The organism is Streptomyces sp. NPDC096079 (genome assembly GCF_040303145.1).
GTDB lineage: Bacteria > Actinomycetota > Actinomycetes > Streptomycetales > Streptomycetaceae > Streptomyces.
Genome location: NZ_JBEOST010000004.1, coordinates 429266 through 449292 on the forward strand (window position 1 = coordinate 429266; position 20027 = coordinate 449292).

Annotated in this window: 15 protein-coding genes; 10 read left to right on the plus strand and 5 right to left on the minus strand. The window is 73.5% G+C overall.

Annotation, left to right across the window (positions count from 1 at the left end; all coding sequences use genetic code 11):
* Nucleotides 1–115 precede the first annotated feature (115 nt).
* From ABTY59_RS12275 to ABTY59_RS12285, 3 genes are read left to right on the plus strand one after another with little or no spacing between them, the layout of a single operon-like run.
* Nucleotides 116–1441 carry a protein phosphatase 2C domain-containing protein gene (locus ABTY59_RS12275; protein ID WP_352018836.1) on the plus strand — a complete coding sequence of 442 codons (1326 nt, stop codon included), beginning with the start codon at nt 116–118 and terminating at the stop codon, nt 1439–1441.
* Between the two features lie 27 nt (nt 1442–1468).
* Nucleotides 1469–3211, plus strand: a complete 1743-nt coding sequence (locus ABTY59_RS12280; RefSeq protein ID WP_352018837.1) for a pyruvate dehydrogenase — start codon at nt 1469–1471, stop codon at nt 3209–3211.
* Between the two features lie 49 nt (nt 3212–3260).
* Nucleotides 3261–3710, plus strand: a complete 450-nt coding sequence (locus tag ABTY59_RS12285; protein WP_502995357.1) for an ATP-binding protein — start codon at nt 3261–3263, stop codon at nt 3708–3710.
* Between the two features lie 36 nt (nt 3711–3746).
* On the opposite strand, the gene ABTY59_RS12290 is transcribed toward ABTY59_RS12285, so the two are convergent.
* Nucleotides 3747–4859 carry a DUF2637 domain-containing protein gene (locus ABTY59_RS12290; RefSeq protein ID WP_352018839.1) on the minus strand — a complete coding sequence of 371 codons (1113 nt, stop codon included), beginning with the start codon at nt 4857–4859 and terminating at the stop codon, nt 3747–3749.
* Nucleotides 4860–5054: 195 nt separating this feature from the next.
* Nucleotides 5055–5921, minus strand: a complete 867-nt coding sequence (locus ABTY59_RS12295) for a (2Fe-2S)-binding protein (RefSeq protein ID WP_352018840.1) — start codon at nt 5919–5921, stop codon at nt 5055–5057.
* Between the two features lie 193 nt (nt 5922–6114).
* On the opposite strand from ABTY59_RS12295, the gene ABTY59_RS12300 reads away from it, so the two are divergent.
* Nucleotides 6115–6900, plus strand: coding sequence for a GntR family transcriptional regulator (locus tag ABTY59_RS12300; RefSeq protein ID WP_352018841.1), 786 nt, complete (start codon nt 6115–6117; stop codon nt 6898–6900).
* Between the two features lie 155 nt (nt 6901–7055).
* The gene (locus ABTY59_RS12305; protein WP_352018842.1) at nt 7056–8711 is read left to right on the plus strand and encodes a WD40 repeat domain-containing protein; all 1656 of its coding nucleotides are present in this window, start codon (nt 7056–7058) and stop codon (nt 8709–8711) included.
* Between the two features lie 33 nt (nt 8712–8744).
* On the opposite strand, the gene ABTY59_RS12310 is transcribed toward ABTY59_RS12305, so the two are convergent.
* Entirely contained in the window at nt 8745–9533 is a 789-nt protein-coding gene (locus tag ABTY59_RS12310; RefSeq protein WP_352018843.1) for a hypothetical protein, read from the minus strand.
* A 324-nt stretch (nt 9534–9857) separates the two neighbouring features.
* Entirely contained in the window at nt 9858–11552 is a 1695-nt protein-coding gene (locus tag ABTY59_RS12315) for a PucR family transcriptional regulator (RefSeq protein WP_352018844.1), read from the minus strand.
* A 305-nt stretch (nt 11553–11857) separates the two neighbouring features.
* Between ABTY59_RS12315 and ABTY59_RS12320 the strand changes: the two genes are divergently transcribed.
* The 5 genes from ABTY59_RS12320 to ABTY59_RS12340 all read left to right on the plus strand — a co-directional run bounded on the left by ABTY59_RS12320 (nt 11858) and on the right by ABTY59_RS12340 (nt 18650).
* Nucleotides 11858–12748, plus strand: a complete 891-nt coding sequence (locus ABTY59_RS12320; RefSeq protein ID WP_352018845.1) for an FAD binding domain-containing protein — start codon at nt 11858–11860, stop codon at nt 12746–12748.
* A gap of 2 nt (nt 12749–12750) precedes the next feature.
* Nucleotides 12751–13347 carry a (2Fe-2S)-binding protein gene (locus ABTY59_RS12325; protein ID WP_352018846.1) on the plus strand — a complete coding sequence of 199 codons (597 nt, stop codon included), beginning with the start codon at nt 12751–12753 and terminating at the stop codon, nt 13345–13347.
* Nucleotides 13348–13349: 2 nt separating this feature from the next.
* Nucleotides 13350–15743, plus strand: coding sequence for a xanthine dehydrogenase family protein molybdopterin-binding subunit (locus tag ABTY59_RS12330; RefSeq protein ID WP_352018847.1), 2394 nt, complete (start codon nt 13350–13352; stop codon nt 15741–15743).
* A gap of 257 nt (nt 15744–16000) precedes the next feature.
* The gene (locus tag ABTY59_RS12335) at nt 16001–17473 is read left to right on the plus strand and encodes an NCS2 family permease (RefSeq protein ID WP_352018848.1); all 1473 of its coding nucleotides are present in this window, start codon (nt 16001–16003) and stop codon (nt 17471–17473) included.
* Nucleotides 17474–17513: 40 nt separating this feature from the next.
* Nucleotides 17514–18650, plus strand: a complete 1137-nt coding sequence (locus ABTY59_RS12340) for an XdhC family protein (protein ID WP_352018849.1) — start codon at nt 17514–17516, stop codon at nt 18648–18650.
* A gap of 49 nt (nt 18651–18699) precedes the next feature.
* Here ABTY59_RS12340 and ABTY59_RS12345 read toward each other — a convergent pair whose 3' ends face one another.
* A complete protein-coding gene (locus ABTY59_RS12345) occupies nt 18700–20010 on the minus strand; it encodes an ROK family transcriptional regulator (protein WP_352018850.1) in 1311 nt (436 codons plus the stop codon).
* Nucleotides 20011–20027 lie beyond the last annotated feature (17 nt).

Here is a 20027-nt window from a genome sequence, read left to right on the forward strand (position 1 = left end):
GTCCGCCGGGCGTCCTTCCCGTGGGGGGTGGGGCCGCCCGGCGGACCACCCATTCGCAGCAACGGTTTTCCTGATGTCCCGTTTTCGGGCGCCGTGCGCGGTGGACAATAAGGGCATGACTCAGCAGGGGGACAACTGGTGGGACAAGCTCTACGACGAGTCGGCGCCGGACACGGCCCCGACGGTCTCGGGTGACACGCTCGACGACCACTTCGACACGACACCCCGAGCGGTGCCGGGCCGGGACCCGGTGCCGCCGAAGGTCTCGGTTCCCCCCGCGCCGCCGCCGGCCGGACCCGGCCCCGCGCCCTGGGAGGCGTCCGGGGCGGGCGGGCCCCGGACCTTTCCCGCCGCTCCGCCGCCCGCCGCCCCGCCCGTCGAGACGCCCACCGTCCAGGTGCCGCTCGCGGACGCCGCCTCCGACCCCGACCTCACCGTCGAGGTGTCGGTGCCCCGGCCCAGGACCGGCTTCGTCGGCAGCAGGCCGCCCACCTACGAGGCCGAGCCCACCGCACTGCCCGTCGCCCGCCCCGGCGAACTCGCCGAGCTGGTCGCCGACACCGTCCTCGACGGCGCCCGCTACGGCACCTGCACCCTGCGCGCCGCCTCCGTACGCGGCGACTCCGCCCGCTACCGGGGCGAACCCCGCCGCGACGCCCTGCTCACCGCCCGCTTCGGGCACGACGAGAGCGCCCTCGTCCTCGTCGCCGTCGCCGCGGGCGGCCGCGCCGCCGAGGACGCCCACCTCGCCGCCGCCGACGCCTGCCACTGGATCGCCGAGGCCGTCTGCCGCAGCCACGCCCGGCTCTCCGAGGACATCAGGTCCGGCCGCCGCGGCGACCTCAAGTCCGGACTGCACCGGCTCACCGACCGGACCTACGGCAAGCTGCGGGCCCGCGCCGCCGAGCGGGGCCTCGCGCCCGACGAGTACACCGCGACCCTGCGCTGCCTGCTCGTCCCCGCCGACCCCGAGTGCCGCACCCGGGTCTTCTTCGGCATCGGCGGAGGCGGTCTCTTCCGGCTCCGCGACGGCTCCTGGCAGGACCTCGAACCGCTCCTGCCCGAACCGTCCGCCGTCACCGGCGCCCCCGTCGTCGGCTTCGGCTCGCCGCCCGCCGCCCCGGAGGCGACCGAGGAGGGGGACAGGCTCACCATGGACCTCGGCATCACCACCGCACCGCCGCTCGTCGAGGAGCCCGTCCCGCCGCCCGCGGAGCCGTTCCGCTTCCGCGCCTCCGTGGCCCGTGCGGGCGACACCCTGCTCCTCGCCTCGCCCGGTCTGGCCGAGCCGATGCGCGGCGAACCCGCCCTCGCCCACGAGCTCGCCGCGCGCTGGGCCGACACGGAGCCGCCCGGTCTCGCCGCCTTCCTCGCCGACACCCAGCTGAGGGTCACCGGCTACGCCGACGACCGTACGGGGGTGGCCGTCTGGGAGGCGTAACCCGCCGGGCCGTGTGTTGATGGAGCCATGGCCAAACAGAACGTGGCGGAACAGTTCGTCGACATCCTCGTCCGCGCGGGCGTCCGGCGTCTGTACGGAGTGGTCGGTGACAGCCTCAACCCGGTCGTCGACGCGATCCGCCGTACTCCGGCGATCGACTGGATCCAGGTACGGCACGAGGAGACCGCCGCCTTCGCCGCGGGCGCCGAGGCCCAGATCACCGGCGGCCTCGCCGCCTGCGCCGGCTCCTGCGGGCCCGGCAACCTCCACCTCATCAACGGCCTGTACGACGCCCACCGCTCCATGGCCCCGGTCCTCGCGCTCGCTTCGCACATCCCGTCCGGCGAGATCGGCCTCTCCTACTTCCAGGAGACCCACCCCGACCAGCTGTTCCGCGAGTGCAGCCACTACAGCGAACTCATCTCCACCCCGCGGCAGATGCCCCGGCTGGTGCACACCGCGATCCAGCACGCCGTCGGCCGCGGCGGGGTCAGCGTCGTCGCGCTCCCCGGCGACATCGCCTCCCAGCCCGCCCCGGAGAAGTCCGCCGCGACCGCGCTCGTCACCACCCGGCCCACCGTCCGCCCCGGCGACACCGAGATCGACGCCCTGGTCCGGATGATCGACGAAGCCGACCGGGTGACGCTCTTCTGCGGCAGTGGGACCGCCGGGGCGCACCCGGAGGTGATGCAGTTCGCCGAGCGGATCAAGGCCCCGGTCGGCCACGCCCTCCGCGGCAAGGAATGGATCCAGTACGACAACCCGTACGACGTCGGCATGAGCGGTCTGCTCGGGTACGGCGCCGCCTACGAGGCCACCCACGAGTGCGACCTGCTGATCCTGCTCGGCACCGACTTCCCGTACAACGCCTTCCTGCCCGACGACGTCAGGATCGTGCAGGTGGACGTCCGGCCCGAGCACCTCGGCCGCCGCTCCCGGCTCGACCTGGCCGTCTGGGGCGACGTCCGCGAGACCCTGCGGGCCGTGATCCCGCGCGTCCGCGCCAAGACCGACCGCCGGTTCCTCGACAAGATGCTGAAGAAGCACGCCGACGCGCTGGAGGGCGTCGTCAAGGCCTACACCCGCAAGGTCGAGAAGCACACCCCGATCCACCCCGAGTACGTCGCCTCCGTCCTCGACGACCTCGCCGACGACGACGCCGTGTTCACCGTCGACACCGGCATGTGCAACGTCTGGGCGGCCCGTTACCTCTCGCCCAACGGGCGGCGCAGGATCATCGGTTCGTTCAGCCACGGCTCCATGGCGAACGCCCTGCCGCAGGCGATCGGCGCCCAGTTCACCGACCGGAACCGCCAGGTCGTCTCCCTCTCCGGCGACGGCGGCTTCTCGATGCTCATGGGCGACTTCCTGACCCTCGTCCAGTACGACCTGCCCGTGAAGGTCGTGCTGTTCGACAACTCGTCCCTCGGCATGGTCGAGCTGGAGATGCTGGTCGCCGGCCTCCCCTCGTACGGGACGACGAACAAGAACCCGGACTTCGCCGCCATCGCCCGCGCCGCCGGGGCCTACGGCGTCCGCGTCGAGAAGCCCAAACAGCTCGCGGGCGCCCTCAAGGACGCCTTCCGGCACAAGGGGCCGGCGCTCGTCGACGTCGTCACCGACCCCAACGCGCTCTCCATCCCGCCCAAGATCAGCGCCGACATGGTGACCGGCTTCGCCCTCTCCGCCAGCAAGATCGTCCTGGACGGGGGAGTGGGCCGGATGCTCCAGATGGCCCGCTCCAACCTGCGGAACGTCCCCAGGCCCTGAGCGGTGTCCGGAAAGCCCCACCTCATGAATGCGGACGGTGAGGCGGGGCATGCATCCCCGTGAGCCTGTTCGACGCGACCTGTGGGTGGGGGATATGGCCGGGGAGGCACGACAGCCGACTCAACTGCTCAGAAAGGTGGGATGCGCGGATCTCACCGCGGTGCCGGAGGTGCGGCACGCCCTGCGTGAACTGCTGCGGCAATGGGGCGGACCGGGCGCCTCCGACGTGGCCGAACTCCTCACCAGCGAACTGGTGACCAATGCCCTGGTGCACACCGAACACGGGGCCGTCGTGACCGCGACGGTCGTCCCCGAGCAGCTCAGGGTCGAGGTCCGCGACTTCGTGCCCGGACTCACGAAGCCGCCCGCACCGCCCGCCGACGACGGTACGAACGGCAGGGGACTCGTCCTCGTCCAGGCACTCGCCGACTCCTGGGGCGTCGAGGACCACGAGGTGGGCAAGGTGGTGTGGTTCGAACTGAACGGCGGGGCCGCCTGAGGGGCGGCCCCGCCGATCGGTCTCGTCTTCCCGTTCTCAGCCGAACTGCTGCTCCAGGTCCTTGAGCTTGCGCTCCAGGGAGTCGAGGCGGGGCAGCGCCTGGGTGTCGTCCTCGGCGGTGAGGTCCACCGTCCGGGAGTCGCCGGGGCGGGGCTCATCGCCCCGCACGGCCTGCAGGGAGGGCCGGGGTCGAAGCGGCAGTTGTCCGGGGTCCGCTATGGCGGGCTCCGCGACGGCGGCCTGCACGGCCGTCGGCGCGGAGCCCGAACCGCCACCCGTACCCGGACCGGGTCCCGCACCGGGCGAGGCGCCCAGCGCGGCCATCTCGACCTGGCGTCCACCGCCGCGGCCGAGCCCGAAGGCGCGGTGCTGACGGTTGATCGCCTTGAGTCTCGCCCGGTCCAGCTTGACCTGGTCCCGCCGGCGGAGCCGGTTCTGCTCCTTCTCCCGCCGGTCCTCGCGCACCTCGTCGACCGCTTCGTCCAGCGTCCGTACGCCCTCAAGGAGCATCAGCGACCAGGCCGCGAAGGTCTCCCGGGGCGCCCTCAGCCACCGCACGATGCGGATCTGCGGCAACGGGCGGGGCACCAGGCCCTGCTCGCGCAGCGCCGCCCTCCGGGTCTGCTTCAGCGCCCGGTCGAAGAGGACCGCCGCCGAGAGCGACATGCCCGCGAAGAAGTGCGGGGCCCCGTCGTGGCCCATGCCGCGCGGCGCGTGCACCCAGTTGAACCAGGCCGCCGCGCCCGCGAACAGCCAGACGAGCAGGCGCGAGCCGAGGGCCGCGTCGCCGTGGCTGGCCTCGCGGACGGCGAGCACCGAGCAGAACATGGCGGCGCCGTCGAGGCCGAAGGGGACGAGGTACTCCCAGCCCCCGGCGAGGTTCAGGTTCTGCCGGCCGAAGCCGACGAGGCCGTGGAAGGAGAGCGCCGCCGCGACGGCCGCGCAGAGGAAGAGCAGCCCGTACGAGGCGAATCCGTAGACGGCCTCCTTGCGTCTGCGACGCTCCTCGCTGCGTTCCCAGGAGTCGTCGGCCGCGGCCTGGTCACCGGCGCGCTTCCCGCGCGCGAGCACCGCCACCGCCGTCAGGACCCCGGCCACCATCACGCCGCCCGGAAGCAGCCAGTCCAGCGATATGTCGGTCAGTCTCATGCGGTGTCCCTTGCATCGCAGTAGGGCGTTTGGCGGCCCATACTGGCCGACCCCGTGGGGCGCTCAAGGGGTTTCCGGGCAAGAGCACGCCATCGGGGTCGCGGGGCATGCGAATAGGTGCGATCTGGTCGAACGCCCGTGCAGGGGAACAGGATTGAGTTCGAACGGCGCCACCCGTACGGGTGGCGTAATCGGTCAGGCCGTCGCGGCCAGCCGGCGGACGCGCTCGGCGTCGCAGGTGCGCGGGCAGGTGAGGCAGGTGTCCTCGGGGCGCAGGGTGTAGAAGAAGCAGCAGGTGGCCCGGTCGCGGGTGGCGCGCGGAGCGCCGTCCGCCCCCTCGGAGCCCGCGAGTTCACGGAAACCGGCCCCGCCCGCGTACGGCTTGTACGGCTTCGGGGTGCCCGGCAGGAGGAGTTCGAGCTCGCCCATCGCGCGCGGCTCCTCGCCGAGCAGGGCCGCGACGTACCAGAGGCCCTCGACGATCTCGTCCGTGGCCATCCCCCACAGCGCCCGGCGGCCGCGCCGCATCCGGGACCCGAAGCCGTCGAGGATCGCCTCGAAGTGCTCGGCGAGCGAGGCGCGCACCTCGGCGCGCAGGGCCTCCTCACCGTCGACGACCCGGGCGCCCGGCAGCGCCGCCGCGGGGTCGCCGGGCAGACAGGCGAACTCCTCCACCCGGACCGTCATGCGGCCCAGCGCGCGCTGGAAGGCCACGTTCCCGGCGGGCAGCCGGGGCACCCGGCGGTCCAGGAACCACGGGACGGTGACGAGGAGGCAGGCGGGCCAGGCGTACCGGTGCAGCCCGAAGCTCGCGACGACGTCGGGGCGGGCCCGGGCGCCGTAGTCCCGCAGCACCTGCGCGTCGTCCCAGGCCAGGAAGGCGTCGAGGTGGGGGCCGCCGGCCGCGAGGTCCTCGGCGCCGACCCAGCCCGCGCCGCTCGGCAGCCGCTCGCCCGGGACGGCTTCCTCTATGCGCAGGCCGGGGAAGACCTCGGCGAGCCGGGCGTAGGAGGCCGCGACGGGCGAGGTGAGGGGCGTGGGCAGCAGGGCGGGGACGGTCATGCGGACCACCGAATCGCGAGCGTTGGCAGGTTAGCCTTACCTTACCCGATTCGGGGTCGCCTCTCACCACCGGAGGACCCCTCCCACCTGCGCGGCAGCCCGTATGCCCCGGATGTCGGTCCGTTCGCCTATGGTGCACAGAGGACCCGGGCGACGCGAGCCGGGCCCGGCACGAGGCCGCAGGAGGACCCGGGTGGAGCAGGGCGCAGCGCGCGAGCGGGCGACGGAGAGACCGTCCCCGCCCCCAGGCGACGCCGCGGAACCCCTCCGCGGGCCGTACACCGGATCCGTACGGGTGCCCGAACAGGCCCGCGGCGAGCACACCCACGGCGAACCGGCCGCCCCCGGCCCCCGCACCGTGCGCCGGCACTCCGTCCGCGGTCAGATCCTCGAAGCCCTCCGCAGCGCCCTGGTCGGCGGCGAGCTGCGCCCCGGCGAGGTGTACTCGGCCCCCGCGCTCGCCGACCGCTTCGGCGTCTCCGCCACCCCCGTCCGCGAGGCCATGCAGCGCCTCGCCGTCGAGGGGGCCGTCGAGGTCGTGCCGAACCGCGGCTTCCGCGTCACCGAGCGCACGCCCCGCGAGCTCGCCGAGCTCGCCGAGGTCCGCGCGCTCATCGAGGTCCCCGTCATGCTGCGCCTCGCCCGCACGGTCCCCGCCGCCCGCTGGGCCGAGCTGCGGCCGCTCGCCGAGGCCACCGCGACCGCGGCCGCGCGGGGCGACCGCGCCCACTACGCCGAGGCCGACCGGGCGTTCCACCGGGCCGTCCTCTCCCTCGCGGGGAACGAGCAACTGCTCGCCGTCGCCGACGACCTCCACCGCCGCTCGCAGTGGCCCCTGATCAGCGCCCCCGCCCTGCGCCACGGCGTCCTCGTCGCCGACGCCGCCGAGCACACGGCCCTCCTCGACGCCCTGGTCGCCCAGGACCTGACGGTCGTCCAGGCGCTGGTACGGGAGCACTTCACCGGCTCGGACGCCTGAGCGCCCGCCGCCGGGCCCTTCGCCGGACCGGTGCGGGCAGCGCCCGTCGGGGCCCTGCCGCGAGAGCACTTCGCCGGATCGGGTTCCTGAGCGCCCCGGGCGACTAAGGTCGAAGGCGTCAGCCGTTCGCACCGCGTCGCCCGTGAGGTGTACCCATGCCGTCCGCGACCCCGTCCCCGGCATGGGACGGCACGGAAGCCGAGGCCGCCGCGCTGCTCGGCTGGCTCACCGATCCCGAGGCGCCACGGCTCTGCCTCGTCACCGGTGCCCCCGGCAGCGGCAAGACGGGGCTCCTCGGCTGGCTCGCCGCCCACGGCCCGCGCTCCAACCGCTCCCGCCGCCGCTCGGCCCGGGTCCTCGTCCCGCTCGCCGGGCAGAGCGCCCTCGGCGCGGCCTGGACGATCGCCGACCGCCTCGGCGTCGTGGCCCGGACGCCGGGCGACCTCGTCCATGCCCTCGCCACCAGCGAGGCGCGGCCCTCCGGCCGGGTCGTCCTCCTCCTCACGGACCTCCACGCCGCCGCCGAACCCGCCGCCCTCACCCGCCTCATCGCGGAGCTGGCCGGCGTCGGCAGGATCCGGCTCGTGGTCGAGGCCCGGAGCGGCACTCCCGCCCCGGCCGTCCTGCGCACCGAGGACCGGGTCACCGTCGTCGACCTCGACGGCGAGCCCGAGACCGCCGACGGCGACGCCGCGCAGCCGGCCCCGCCGCTGCCGGACCTCTCCGACCCGTCGGCCGTCTGCGCGGCCGACCCGCTGCTCGTCACCACGGCGTACGTCACCGGCGCCGCGCTCGCCGGAGTGCCGGGCACCCTCGACGGGCCCGAGCCGTCCGCCCGGCCCGGCGAGGGCACCGCGGACGAGCACGGCGGACTGAGGACCGCCTGGATGCGCGCCGGACAGTCGCTCTGCCGCGAACAGGCCCCGTCCGAGCGGGCGTTGGTCCTCCTCGCCGCGCTCGGCGACGGCGCCGACCCCCGGCTGCGGCCGGCCCTCGCCGCGCTCGCGGACGGCGCGCCCTGGCGGGTCCGGTGGGCCCGGCACCGCGGCGACCTCAACCCGCCCTGGCCGGGCCCCGTCACCGTGCTCGGCGCGGCGGGCGGCCCCCTGGAGGGCACCCTCCTCGTCGGCGACCCCACCGGCACCGTACGACTCCTCCACGAGGCCGACGCGAGCCCCGCCGGGCGCCTCGCGCACACCGTGCCCGGCCGGATCACCGCGCTCGCGCCCGCCCCCGACGGCACGGTGCTGCTCCTGGACGACCGGGGCCGGCTGCACGCCGTGCGGGGAACGGCGCCCCGGCCCCCGTATCTGGAGCGGCTCACCGAGGCGGTCTCGGCGACCCTGGCCCGTCACCCGGGCACGGCCCTCGCGGCGATCGCCGGCTCGGTGGTGGTGGGGGACCGGCTCGGCTCGGTCCACGCCTTCGGTCTGACCGGCCTGTACCAGTCGGCCTCGCACAGCGGCCGGGTCACGGCCGTCGCGGCGGTCGAGTCCGAGACGCCGTTCGTCTGCTCCGGCGGCGCCGACGGGAGCGTCCACCTGTGGACGCCCGGCCGCGACGCCCGGCCCGAGCCCCTGGCCGAGCGCCCCTCGCCGGTGGTCTCCCTGCACGCGACGGAGACCCCGCACGGACCGCTGGTCGCCGCGGCCTGGGCCGACGGCCTCGTCGAGCTCCACCGGCCGGAGGGCGGCCCCACGCTCTCCTTCCGCCCGGGGCCCCCGGTGCGCGCGGTCGCGGTCACCGGCGCCGGCTCACTCCTCGTCGGCACCGACGAGAGCCTGGTGTGCCTCGCACCGAAGGAGAGGTGACGAGGCATCACCAAGGGCTGTGCGGCAGCGGGTTCAGGTCGCCGCCCGCGGTGTCAGCTGGGACGACAGCCAGGTCGGGACCCCGCCGAGCAGCTGGAACAGGCGTCTCGCCTCGGCGCGCAGACGGCCCGCCTCCGGCTCGGTCTCCGTGGTCGCCAGGGCCGTGAGCGCCGGCGCCGTGCCGACCAGGTAGCCCAGCTCCTCGCGGATCCGCAGGGACTCCGCGAAACCGTGCCGCGCCTCCGCCAACTCGCCCTCGCGCAGGGCCAGTCCGGCGAGGTGCCGCCAGGTGAAGGAGAGCAGCAGCGAGTCCCCCTGCGCGGTGGCCCCCGCGTGCGCCCTGCGGTACGCGGCGCGGGCCGCCTGCGGGGAGTCGCCGAGGTTCTGCGCGATGAGCCCGCGCCGGAAGTCCAGGAGCGGCCGGCCGGCCGCGGAGGGGGCGATCAGCGCCGCCGCCCGGCCCAGCGCCATCCGGGCCTCGTCGGCCCGGTCGCGCACCCCCAACAGGGTGGAGGCGTAGGCGAGATAGCCGCGTTCGCAGGCCGCGGCCCCGCGTTCCTCGTCGGTGCCGGCCACCGCCTCGGCCGCCCGGAGCGCCTCCTCGGCGTCGGCCCAGCCCTTCTCGGTGTAGAGGCAGCGCTCGATGAGCAGCGCCGCCCGTTCGAGTGCGGCCGCCGGTTCGGTCGCGTGCGGCGCGAGCAGCGCGGCCGCGTCCGTCCAGCAACCTCGGGAGCGGAGACGCCATATGGCGGTCTCCACGGGTGTCTCCTTGCCGTAGGCGAGGGGCGGATCTTCGCCACCCCTTGATTCGGAACCAGACATGGCGGTATCCGCCACATTGCCCTCCCCGAGCGCGCCATCGAGCTGTTGAGTAGGACGGCATCTCAGCATGAACGGGAGCACCCGGCCAAGGGGTCGGGTGAAAAATTTCACAAACTCGCGCCGGGGCGGGGAGTCCCGCCGCGATCCCGCGCGACGGGCCGCGGGAGCGCCGATCGGCCCGTGATCAAGCGGGTGAACAGCGCCGGACCCGATTCCCGGGCCCCGCCGCGGAGGGGGCGCGGAAGGCCCCGACGCCACTCCTCCGGACTCGCCCGAAGGAGTGAACCGTCAGGGTCTCGAAGCGTTCGAACCGGCCCTTCCGGATCAGCTCATCCGCAGCGCCAGGAAGAAGTCGAGCTTGTCCTCCAGGCGGGAGAGGTCGCGTCCGGTGAGCTGCTCGATCCGGCCCACCCGGTAGCGCAGCGTGTTCACGTGCAGGTGCAGGCGGGTCGCGCAGCGCGTCCAGGAGCCGTCGCAGTCCAGGAAGGCTTCCAGGGTCGGGATGAGCTCCGCCCGGTGACGCCGGTCGTAGTCGCGCAGCGGGTCGAGCAGCCGGGCCGTGAAGGCGCGCCGGACGTCGTCCGGGACGAAGGGCAGCAGCAGCACGTGCGAGGCCAGCTCGTGGTGCCCCGCGGCGCAGACCCGGCCCGGACGGGCGGCGGCCACCCGGCGGGCGTGCCGGGCCTCCTCCAGGGCCCCGCGCAGGCCCTCCGCCGAGTGCACGGCCGCGCTGACGCCCAGCGTGAGGCGGCCGTCGTCGGCGAGGCCCGAGGAGAGCGGAGCCCGTACGGAGGCCAGCAGCGCGTCCGCGTGGAGGCCCAGGGCGGGGGCCGGGCCGTCGTCCTCGCTCTCCGGCAGCGGGCCCGCCGCCAGCGGGACCAGGGCGATCGCCTCGTCGCCGCTGTGCGCGACCGCGATCCGGTCGGCCGACTCGGCGCCGACGGTCGCCGGGTCGACGAGGACCTCCTCCAGGAGGGCCTGCGCGACCGGACCGCTGTCCACGGGGGCCTGACCGGCCTCCTGGTCCCACTCCACCCGGGCGACGACCACCTGCCAGTGCGGGGCCGTGCCGAGCCCGGGCAGCAGCACCGGGGCGGCGACGCGCAGCCGGGCCGCGATCTCGGCGGGCGCGGCGCCCGTCTGGACCAGCTCCAGGACCTCCTGGGCGAGCCGGCGCCGTACCGTGCGGGCCGCGTCGCGCCGGTCCCGCTCGACGGCGATCAGCTGCGTGACGCCCTGGAGCAGGTCCAGGCGGGCGGCCGGCCAGTCCCCGGCGTCGGCGTCGACGGCGAGCAGCCAGTCCGACAGGACCGTCTCGCGCACGTCCCGGGCGGCGGGCGCGGCGCCCCGGCCGGTGTTGCGGATCGGGAAGAGCGAGTACGTGGCCCCGGCGACGCTCAGCCGGTGCGGGCCGCGCCGGCCGGTGCGGGTGGCGGCCAGGTGCTCGCCGGCCAGGGTGGCGGCGAGCCCGGCGTCCAGGGGCTCGCCCGCACCCGCGATCTGGCGCCCGGTGGGGGAGAGGACCCAGGCCCGGAGGTCGAGGTCGGAGCCGAGGAGGTCGAGGACGACCTCGGGTCCGCCGCCCGCCGGTCCGGAGGTCATGAGCCGCCTGTGCCGGTCGACGACGGCCGCCAGGTCGCCGGCCCGCTCGCCGGAGACCTGTCGAACAACGTGCTCGGTGATCGTCGCGAACGCAACGGACTCGTTCACAGCGAAGAGCGGAAGCCGATGGCGCAAACACGCCTGTACGAGATCGTCGGGGATGTCGCCCAGCTCGGCCTCGCCCGCCGCCAGGGCGGCCACGCCGGCCGAGGCCAGGATCCGGACGAAGGGCTCGGCGTCGGCCGGGTCCGTCCGCCAGGCGAGGCCGGTCAGCACCAGCTCGCCGCCGGAGAGGTACCGGCTGGGGTCCTTGAGGTCCGTCGTCATCACGCCTCGGACGGTCCGGTCCAGCTCGTCCTCGCCGCCGAGCAGGCGCAGCCCGAGCGCGTCGTTCTCCAGCAGTGCGCGCAGCCGCATCGTGTCGCCGCCGTTCCTTCGTTCGGTGTGGGTGGGTGTCGCGTTGTCGACGGTGGGGTGGTGCCACCGTTTCCAGGGGAAAACGGCGAGGTTACTGTTCCCCGCCTTTCGTTCGAATCTACAAGACGACCAAGGGCACCAGCCAACTCCTTCATGTTTTCGGTGACTGCACCCGGGCGATCGTGGCTTGTGTACTAGGCCACACACCGCGTGAACAGCACATGAACACGATGTCGAGGGCCGGCCGTCCCCCCGGACCCACTAGCTCGACCCCCGATCACCAGAATCACTAGAAGAGAGCCACCATGGACTTCCTTCGCCCCGCCAGCTGGGAGGAGGCGCTCGCCGCCAAGGCCGAGCACCCCACGGCCGTGCCCATCGCCGGTGGTACCGACGTCATGGTCGAGATCAACTTCGACCACCGGCGCCCCGAGTACCTCCTGGACCTGAACCGTATCGAGCTGCTGCGCGAGTGGGAGGTCGGCGAGGAGGACGTCCGCCTCGGCGCCTCCGTCCCGTACACGCAGATCATGGAGAACCTCCGCGCGGAACTCCCGGGTCTGGCGCTGGCCTCGCACACGGTCGCCTCCCCGCAGATCCGCAACCGCGGCGGCGTCGGTGGCAACCTCGGCACGGCCTCGCCCGCCGGTGACGCCCACCCGGCCCTGCTCGCCGCGGGCGCCGAGGTCGAGGTCGAGTCGGTGCGCGGCAGTCGCCTCATTCCGATCGACGAGTTCTACACCGGCGTGAAGCGCAACGCGCTCGCGCCCGACGAGCTCATCAAGACCGTCCACGTCAAGAAGGCGGACGGCCCCCAGCAGTACTCCAAGGTCGGCACCCGCAACGCGATGGTCATCGCCGTCTGCGCCTTCGGCCTGGCCCTGCACCCGGAGACCCGGACCGTGCGCACCGGCATCGGTTCCGCCGCGCCGACCCCGATCCGCGCCAAGGAGGCCGAGGCCTTCCTGAACGCGGCCCTGGAGGAGGGCGGCTTCTGGGACAACGGCAAGATCATCACCCCTTCGATCGCGAAGCAGTTCGCCGACCTCTGCTCGGCCGCCGCCAACCCGATCGACGACGTCCGCGGCACCGCCAAGTACCGGCGCCACGCCGTCGGCATCATGGCTCGCCGCCAGCTCGGCTGGACCTGGGAGCAGTACCGCGGCGCCGGCCGCACGCTTGAGGGAGCTGCATAACCATGCGCGTCAATTTCACGGTCAACGGTCGTCCGCAGGAAGCCGACGACGTCTGGGAGGGCGAGTCCCTCCTCTACGTTCTGCGTGAGCGCCTGGGTCTGCCCGGCTCCAAGAACGCGTGCGAGCAGGGCGAGTGCGGTTCCTGCACCGTCCGTCTCGACGGCGTGCCGGTCTGCTCGTGCCTCGTCGCCGCCGGCCAGGTCGAGGGCCGCGAGGTCGTCACGGTCGAGGGCCTGGCGGAGTTCGCCAAGGAGCGCGAGGCCCACAGCGGTTGCGCCACCGGCGCCTGCGGCGGCACCTCGGTGGACGCCGCCAGGAAGTGGGAGGCCAAGCCCCAGGACTCGCAGACCGGTGAGGGCATCGAACTCTCGCCGATCCAGCAGGCGTTCATCGACGCCGGAGCCGTCCAGTGCGGCTTCTGCACCCCCGGCCTGCTCGTCGCGGCCGACGAGATGCTGGAGCGCAACCCGTCCCCGACGGACGCGGACATCCGCGAGGCGCTCTCCGGCAACCTCTGCCGCTGCACCGGTTACGAGAAGATCCTCGACGCGGTCCGCCTCGCGGCCGCTCGCCAGGAGCGTCAGGGAGAGGCGGTCTGACGATGGCTCAGAACACACTGCCGGTGGGTACGCCCACCGACGTCACCCAGAACCACGTCAAGGGCGGCATCGGCGAGTCCACGCTCCGCCCGGACGGCACCCTCAAGGTCACCGGCGAGTTCGCGTACTCCTCGGACATGTGGCACGAGGACATGCTGTGGGGCCAGATCCTGCGCTCCACCGTCGCGCACGCCGAGATCGTGTCCATCGACATCTCCGAGGCCCTCGCGATGGACGGCGTCTACGCCGTCCTGACCCACGAGGACCTGCCCGCCGCGAAGAACTACGGCATGGAGTTCCAGGACACCCCGGTCCTCGCCTACGGCAAGGTCCGTCACCACGGTGAGCCGGTCGCCCTCGTGGGTGCCGACCACCCGGAGACCGCCCGCCGCGCCGCCGCGAAGATCAAGATCGAGTACCGGGAGCTCCCGCTCATCACGGACGAGGCCTCCGCCCTCGCCCCGGACGCGATCCTGGTCCACGAGAACCGCGACGACCACCACTCCGGCCACGTCCCGCACCCGAACATCGTGCACCGCCAGCCGATCATCCGCGGCAACGCCGACGAGGCCGCCAAGCGCGCCGACGTCATCGTCACGGGCGAGTACACCTTCGGCATGCAGGACCAGGCCTTCCTCGGCCCCGAGTCCGGCCTCGCCGTGCCCTCCGAGGACGGCGGCGTCGACCTCTACGTCGCCACCCAGTGGCTGCACTCGGACCTCAAGCAGATCGCGCCCTGCCTCGGCCTGCCCGAGGAGAAGGTCCGGATGACCATGGCCGGTGTCGGCGGCGCCTTCGGCGGCCGCGAGGACATCTCCATGCAGATCCTCGCCTCCGTCCTCGCGCTGCGCACCGGCAAGCCGGTCAAGATGGTCTACAACCGGTTCGAGTCCTTCTTCGGACACGTCCACCGGCACCCGGCGAAGCTCTACTACGAGCACGGCGCCACCAAGGACGGCAAGCTCACGCACATGAAGTGCAAGATCGTGCTGGACGGCGGCGCGTACGCCTCGTCCACGGCCTCGGTCGTCGGCAACGCCTCCTCCCTCTCGGTCGGCCCGTACGTCATCGAGGACGTCGAGATCGAGGCGATCGGCCTCTACACCAACAACCCGCCCTGCGGCGCCATGCGCGGCTTCGGCGCGGTCCAGGCCTGCTTCGCCTACGAGGCGCAGATGGACAAGCTCGCGGCCAAGCTGGGCATGGACCCCGTGGAGCTGCGCCAGCTCAACGCCATGGAGCAGGGCACGATCATGCCGACCGGCCAGGTCGTGGACTCGCCGGCCCCGGTCGCCGAGCTCCTGCGCCGGGTCAAGGCCCGCCCGCTCCCGCCGGAGCGCCAGTGGGAGACCGCCGGCGAGGGCGCGGACGTCCGCGCGCTGCCGGGCGGCCTGTCCAACACCTCGCACGGCGAGGGCGTCGTGCGGGGCGTCGGCTACGCCGTCGGCATCAAGAACGTCGGCTTCTCCGAGGGCTTCGACGACTACTCGACCGCCAAGATCCGCATCGAGGTCATCAACGGCGAGGCCGTCGCCACGGTCCACACCGCCATGGCGGAGGTCGGCCAGGGCGGCGTCACGATCCACGCGCAGATCGCCCGCACCGAGCTGGGTGTCCAGCAGGTCACCATCCACCCCGCGGACACGCAGGTGGGCTCGGCCGGTTCGACCTCCGCGGGCCGCCAGACGTACATGACCGGCGGCGCCATCAAGAACTCCTGCGAGATCGTCCGCGAGAAGGTCCTGGAGATCGGCCGGCGCAAGTTCGGCTCGTACCACCCGGCCTGGGCCAACGCCGAACTCCTCCTGGAGGGCGGCAAGGTCGTCACCGACGGCGGCGAGGCCCTCGCCACCATCGCGGACGTCCTGGAGGACCAGGCCGTGGAGGTCGAGGAGGAGTGGCGGCACCGTCCGACCCAGGCCTTCGACCTCGTCACCGGCCAGGGCGACGGCCACGTCCAGTACGCCTTCGCCGCGCACCGCGCGGTGGTGGAGGTGGACACCGAGCTCGGCCTCGTGAAGGTGATCGAGCTGGCCTGCGCGCAGGACGTCGGCAAGGCGGTCAACCCGCTCTCCGTGGTCGGCCAGATCCAGGGTGGCACCACCCAGGGCCTGGGCGTCGCGGTGATGGAGGAGATCATCGTCGACCCGAAGACCGCGAAGGTGCGCAACCCCTCCTTCACGGACTACCTGATCCCCACGATCCTCGACACGCCGACCATCCCGGTCGACTACCTCGAGCTGGCCGACCCCAACGCGCCGTACGGCGTCCGGGGCATCGGCGAGGCCCCGACCCTGTCGTCCACCCCGGCCGTCCTCGCGGCGATCCGGGCGGCGACGGGCCTGGAGCTCAACAAGACGCCGGTCCGCCCCGAGGCGCTCACCGGCACCCTCTAGGACTCTCCGGGCGGTGCGTGCCTCCCAGGAACGTCACACTTCCCCCGCCCGCACCGCCCGGAGCATCCCCCCACGGCAGTACCCCGCACCACCGCAGTACCCGCGTCACGGCAGTACCCGCATCACTGCAGTACCCCGTTCGTCTCGGGCCGTCCCCCGGGTCGTGCAGCCAACGAAATATCCCAAATCCCGCAGCTTTTACGTCAGAGCTCAGAAGTCTGATGCGGGTGCCCCTTTGAACCTTGGGAGTAGGCCCCATGACCCAGTCGTCTGTGGAGCCCAAGACCGCCGCTGAGGACGCGGGCTCCGGCTCGCGCACCCCCGCCGGGCGCTCTTGGCTCGACCGGTACTTTCACATCTCGGAGAGAGGATCCACCGTCGCGACGGAGATCCGCGGCGGCATCACCACCTTCATGGCGATGGCGTACATTCTCCTGCTCAACCCGATCCTCCTCGGTGGTCCGGACGTCGACAAGCACGTCCTCGCCACCTCCGCCGTCATCACGGCGACCGCCTTCGCGGCGGCGGTGACCACCCTGCTGATGGGCTTCGTCGGCAAGGTCCCGCTCGTCCTCGCGGCGGGGCTCAGCGTCTCCGGTGTGCTCGCGACCCAGGTCGTGCCCCAGATGACATGGCCGCAGGCCATGGGCATGTGCGTCGTCTACGGTGTCGTGATCTGCCTCCTGGTGGTCACCGGCCTCCGTGAGATGATCATGAACGCGATCCCGCTGCCGCTCAAGCACGGCATCACCATCGGCATCGGCCTGTTCATCGCGCTGATCGGCTTCAACAAGGCCGGCTTCGTCGGCGCCGGTCCGCAGTTCGGCCCGCCCGTCACCATGGGCGCCGGCGGCGAGCTCGTCGGCTGGCCCGTCCTGATCTTCGCGGTCACCCTGCTCGCGATCTTCGCCCTCCAGGCCCGCAAGATCCCGGGCGCGATCCTCATCGGCATCGTCGCCGGCACCGTCATCTCCCTGATCGTCAACGCCGTCGCCGACATCCCGGCCAAGGGCCCGGGCTCCTGGGCCAACGGCGCCCCCGAGCTCAAGGGCAGCGCGGTCTCCAGCCCGGACTTCTCGCTCTTCGGCGACGTCTCCTTCGGCGGCTGGGGCGACGTCGGCTACATCACCGTCGGCGTCATCGTCTTCACCCTGGTCCTCGCCGGCTTCTTCGACGCCATGGCCACCATCATCGGCGTCGGCACCGAGGCCAACCTCGCCGACGACAAGGGCCGGATGCCCGGCCTGTCCAAGGCGCTGTTCATCGACGGCGCGGGCGGCGCGATCGGCGGCGTCTCCGGTGCCTCCGGCCAGACCGTGTTCGTCGAGTCCGCCACCGGCGTCGGCGAGGGTGCCCGCACCGGCTTCTCCTCGGTCATCACCGGCCTGTTCTTCGCGGCCGCGATCTTCTTCACCCCGATCACCCAGATCGTCCCCCGTGAGGTCGGCTCCGCCGCCCTTGTCGTCATCGGCGCGATGATGATGATGAACGCCAAGCACGTGAACTGGGGCGACAGCTCCGTCGCCATCCCGGTCTTCCTGACCGTCGTGCTGATGCCGTTCACCTACAGCATCACCCCGGGCGTCGCGGCCGGCGTCATCGCCTTCACCGTCATCAAGGTGGCGCAGGGCAAGGCCCGCGAGGTCGGAGCGTTCATGTGGGCGCTGACCGCGATCTTCATCGTGTTCTTCGCCCTCCACCCGATCGAGGGGTGGCTCGGCGTCAGCTGACGCCCGGCCGCCACCTCCGTACACACCCAAGGAGACCGACATGCTGGACATCGCCGAAGAGCTTCACCGGTGGGTCGAGCAGGGACGCACGTTCGCCGTCGCCACCGTGGTGGCGGTCGGCGGCAGCGCGCCCCGGCAGCCGGGAGCCGCACTCGCCGTCGACAGCGAGGGCACGGCGATCGGATCGGTCTCCGGCGGTTGTGTGGAGGGGGCGGTCTACGACCTGTGCGTCCAGGCGCTGGAGGACGGCAAGCCCGTCGTCGAGCGCTTCGGCTACAGCGACGAGGACGCCTTCGCGGTCGGTCTGACCTGCGGCGGCATCATCGACATCCTCGTCACCCCGGTCCGCGGCGGGGTCTACCCCGCCGCGCTCTCGGCCGCCGCCACGGGGGAGGCGGCAGCCCTGACCCGGATCGTCGGCGGCCCGGACGAGCTGATGGGCCAGGCCCTCCTCGTCCGCCCCGACGGCTCGTACGAGGGGAAGCTCGGCGGCCACCCCGAGCTGGACCGCACCGCGGCCGGCGAGGCGCGCGCCATGCTCGACGCGGGCCGCACCGGCACCGTGGAGATCGGCGAGGACGGCAGCCGCTGCGGACAGCCGCTGACCCTGCTCGTCGAGTCCTCCGTCCCCGCCCCCCGCATGATCGTCTTCGGCGCCATCGACTTCGCCTCCGCCCTCGTCCGCGTCGGCAAGTTCCTCGGCTACCACGTCACCGTCTGCGACGCCCGGCCGGTCTTCGCGACGAAGGTCCGGTTCCCCGAGGCCGACGAGATCGTCGTCGACTGGCCCCACCGCTACCTGGCGTCGACCGAGGTCGACGGCCGGACCGTGCTCTGCGTCCTCACGCACGACGCCAAGTTCGACGTGCCGCTCCTCCAGGTCGCCCTGCGGCTCCCCGTCGCCTACGTCGGCGCGATGGGCTCCCGGCGCACCCACGAGGACCGCAACAAGCGCCTCCGCGAGGTCGGCGTCACCGAGCTCGAACTGGCCCGCCTGCGCTCGCCGATCGGCCTCGACCTCGGCGCGCGCACCCCCGAGGAGACGGCCCTCTCGATCGGCGCGGAGATCGTCGCCAACCGCCGCGGCGGCAGCGGCCTCTCCCTCACCGGCGCCCACACCCCGATCCACCACGACGGCCCGCGCGCACCGGCCGGACGCATAGGCTCCGTCGCGTAACCCCCGCTCCCCGGACCCTCGCGGCCGCGCTCCGATGCCGGCCGTACGGTCAGTGCGCCTCGCGGTCCCGTACGGTCGACGTCCACGCCGGCTGCTCCTCCACGGTCTCCGTCTCGGCCCGGCGTCCGCCCCGGGCGAAGAAGTCCGCGAGCGGCAGGATCGCCGCCCCGACCGTGACCGCGTCGGGGCCCAGGGTGCCCAGGCCGATGCCGACCCGGGCCGCCGGGTAGCGCAGCGCGTACTCCGTCGCGTACCCCTTCACCGTCTCCAGGAAGCGGGCTCCGAGCTGGAGGCCCGCCCAGCCGCCGACGAGGATGCGCTCGGGCTGGAAGAGGTTGATGAGGTCGGAGAAGCCGGCGCCCAGGTACTCGGCGGTCTCCTCCAGGACGGCAAGCGCCCGCGCGTCGGGCACCGCCGCGGGGTCCGTGGGGTACGCCGCCGCGAGCATCGCGGTGAGGGCCGTCTCCTCGTCCGTGCCCGTCGGCGGCTCCCCACCGGCCTCGCGCCAGCGGTCCAGGAGCGCCTCGGCTCCCGCGTACGCCTCCAGACAGCCCTGCGCGCCGCAGCGGCAGCGGCGTCCCCTGACCCGGACCGTCAGATGGCCCCATTCGAGGGCGCGTCCGGGCCCCATCGGGTCCGTCACCACGCACGCGCCGACGCCCGAGCCGAAGAGCACGACCACGGCGCTGCGCGCACCCCGGCCCGCGCCGAACCACATCTCGGCCTGGCCGAGGGTCTTGGCGCCGTTGTCGATCCAGTACGGCACCGAGGCCGGGAGGTCCACGCTCGCGCGGAGCAGCCGCTCCAGCGGCACGGCGTCCCAGCCGATGGTCTGGCCGTGCACGACGGCGCCGTCCTCGGGGTCGCGCTCGACGATGCCGGGCACGCCGACGCCGACGCCGAGCAGCTGCCCGGCGGGGACGTCGGCGAGGCGCAGCACCTCCGCGATGCCCGCGCGGACGTGGTCGACGACGACCCCGACCTCGTACCGTGCGTGCGGGTCCGCGCCGTCGACCGCCAGGGGGCGCTCGGTGCGGGCGAGTTCGGTGAGGGTGAGGTCGAACAGCTCGATCCTGACCCGGGTCTCGCCGACGTCCACGCCGATCATGCAGCCGCTGCCGGGGGTGATCCGCAGCAGCGTGCGGGGGCGTCCGCCGGCCGAGTCGACGCTCCCCGCCTCCTCCACCAGGCCCTCCGCCACGAGCTCCGCGACCACGTTGCTGACGGAGCCGGAGCTCAGTCCGGTGGCGGGGCCCAGCGAGAAGCGGCTCATGGGGCCGTCGAAGTACAGGCGCTGGAGGACGGCGGTGCGGTTCTCGCGTCGCAGGTCGCGCACGGTGCGGCCGTTCCGCATGGTCACTTGGGCCCCCTGGGTGA

What these genes read in the sequence shown, in the direction of transcription:
- ABTY59_RS12280 (WP_352018837.1), top strand. Translation starts at nt 1,469, where the DNA reads ATGGCCAAACAGAACGTGGCGGAACAGTTCGTCGACATCCTCGTCCGC.
- ABTY59_RS12315 (WP_352018844.1), bottom strand. Translation starts at nt 11,552, where the DNA reads ATGCGGCTGCGCGCACTGCTGGAGAACGACGCGCTCGGGCTGCGCCTG.
- ABTY59_RS12275 (WP_352018836.1), top strand. Translation starts at nt 116, where the DNA reads ATGACTCAGCAGGGGGACAACTGGTGGGACAAGCTCTACGACGAGTCG.
- ABTY59_RS12285 (WP_502995357.1), top strand. Translation starts at nt 3,261, where the DNA reads ATGCATCCCCGTGAGCCTGTTCGACGCGACCTGTGGGTGGGGGATATG.
- ABTY59_RS12340 (WP_352018849.1), top strand. Translation starts at nt 17,514, where the DNA reads ATGCTGGACATCGCCGAAGAGCTTCACCGGTGGGTCGAGCAGGGACGC.
- ABTY59_RS12290 (WP_352018839.1), bottom strand. Translation starts at nt 4,859, where the DNA reads ATGAGACTGACCGACATATCGCTGGACTGGCTGCTTCCGGGCGGCGTG.
- ABTY59_RS12310 (WP_352018843.1), bottom strand. Translation starts at nt 9,533, where the DNA reads ATGTCTGGTTCCGAATCAAGGGGTGGCGAAGATCCGCCCCTCGCCTAC.
- ABTY59_RS12295 (WP_352018840.1), bottom strand. Translation starts at nt 5,921, where the DNA reads ATGACCGTCCCCGCCCTGCTGCCCACGCCCCTCACCTCGCCCGTCGCG.
- ABTY59_RS12325 (WP_352018846.1), top strand. Translation starts at nt 12,751, where the DNA reads ATGCGCGTCAATTTCACGGTCAACGGTCGTCCGCAGGAAGCCGACGAC.
- ABTY59_RS12320 (WP_352018845.1), top strand. Translation starts at nt 11,858, where the DNA reads ATGGACTTCCTTCGCCCCGCCAGCTGGGAGGAGGCGCTCGCCGCCAAG.
- ABTY59_RS12330 (WP_352018847.1), top strand. Translation starts at nt 13,350, where the DNA reads ATGGCTCAGAACACACTGCCGGTGGGTACGCCCACCGACGTCACCCAG.
- ABTY59_RS12335 (WP_352018848.1), top strand. Translation starts at nt 16,001, where the DNA reads ATGACCCAGTCGTCTGTGGAGCCCAAGACCGCCGCTGAGGACGCGGGC.
- ABTY59_RS12305 (WP_352018842.1), top strand. Translation starts at nt 7,056, where the DNA reads ATGCCGTCCGCGACCCCGTCCCCGGCATGGGACGGCACGGAAGCCGAG.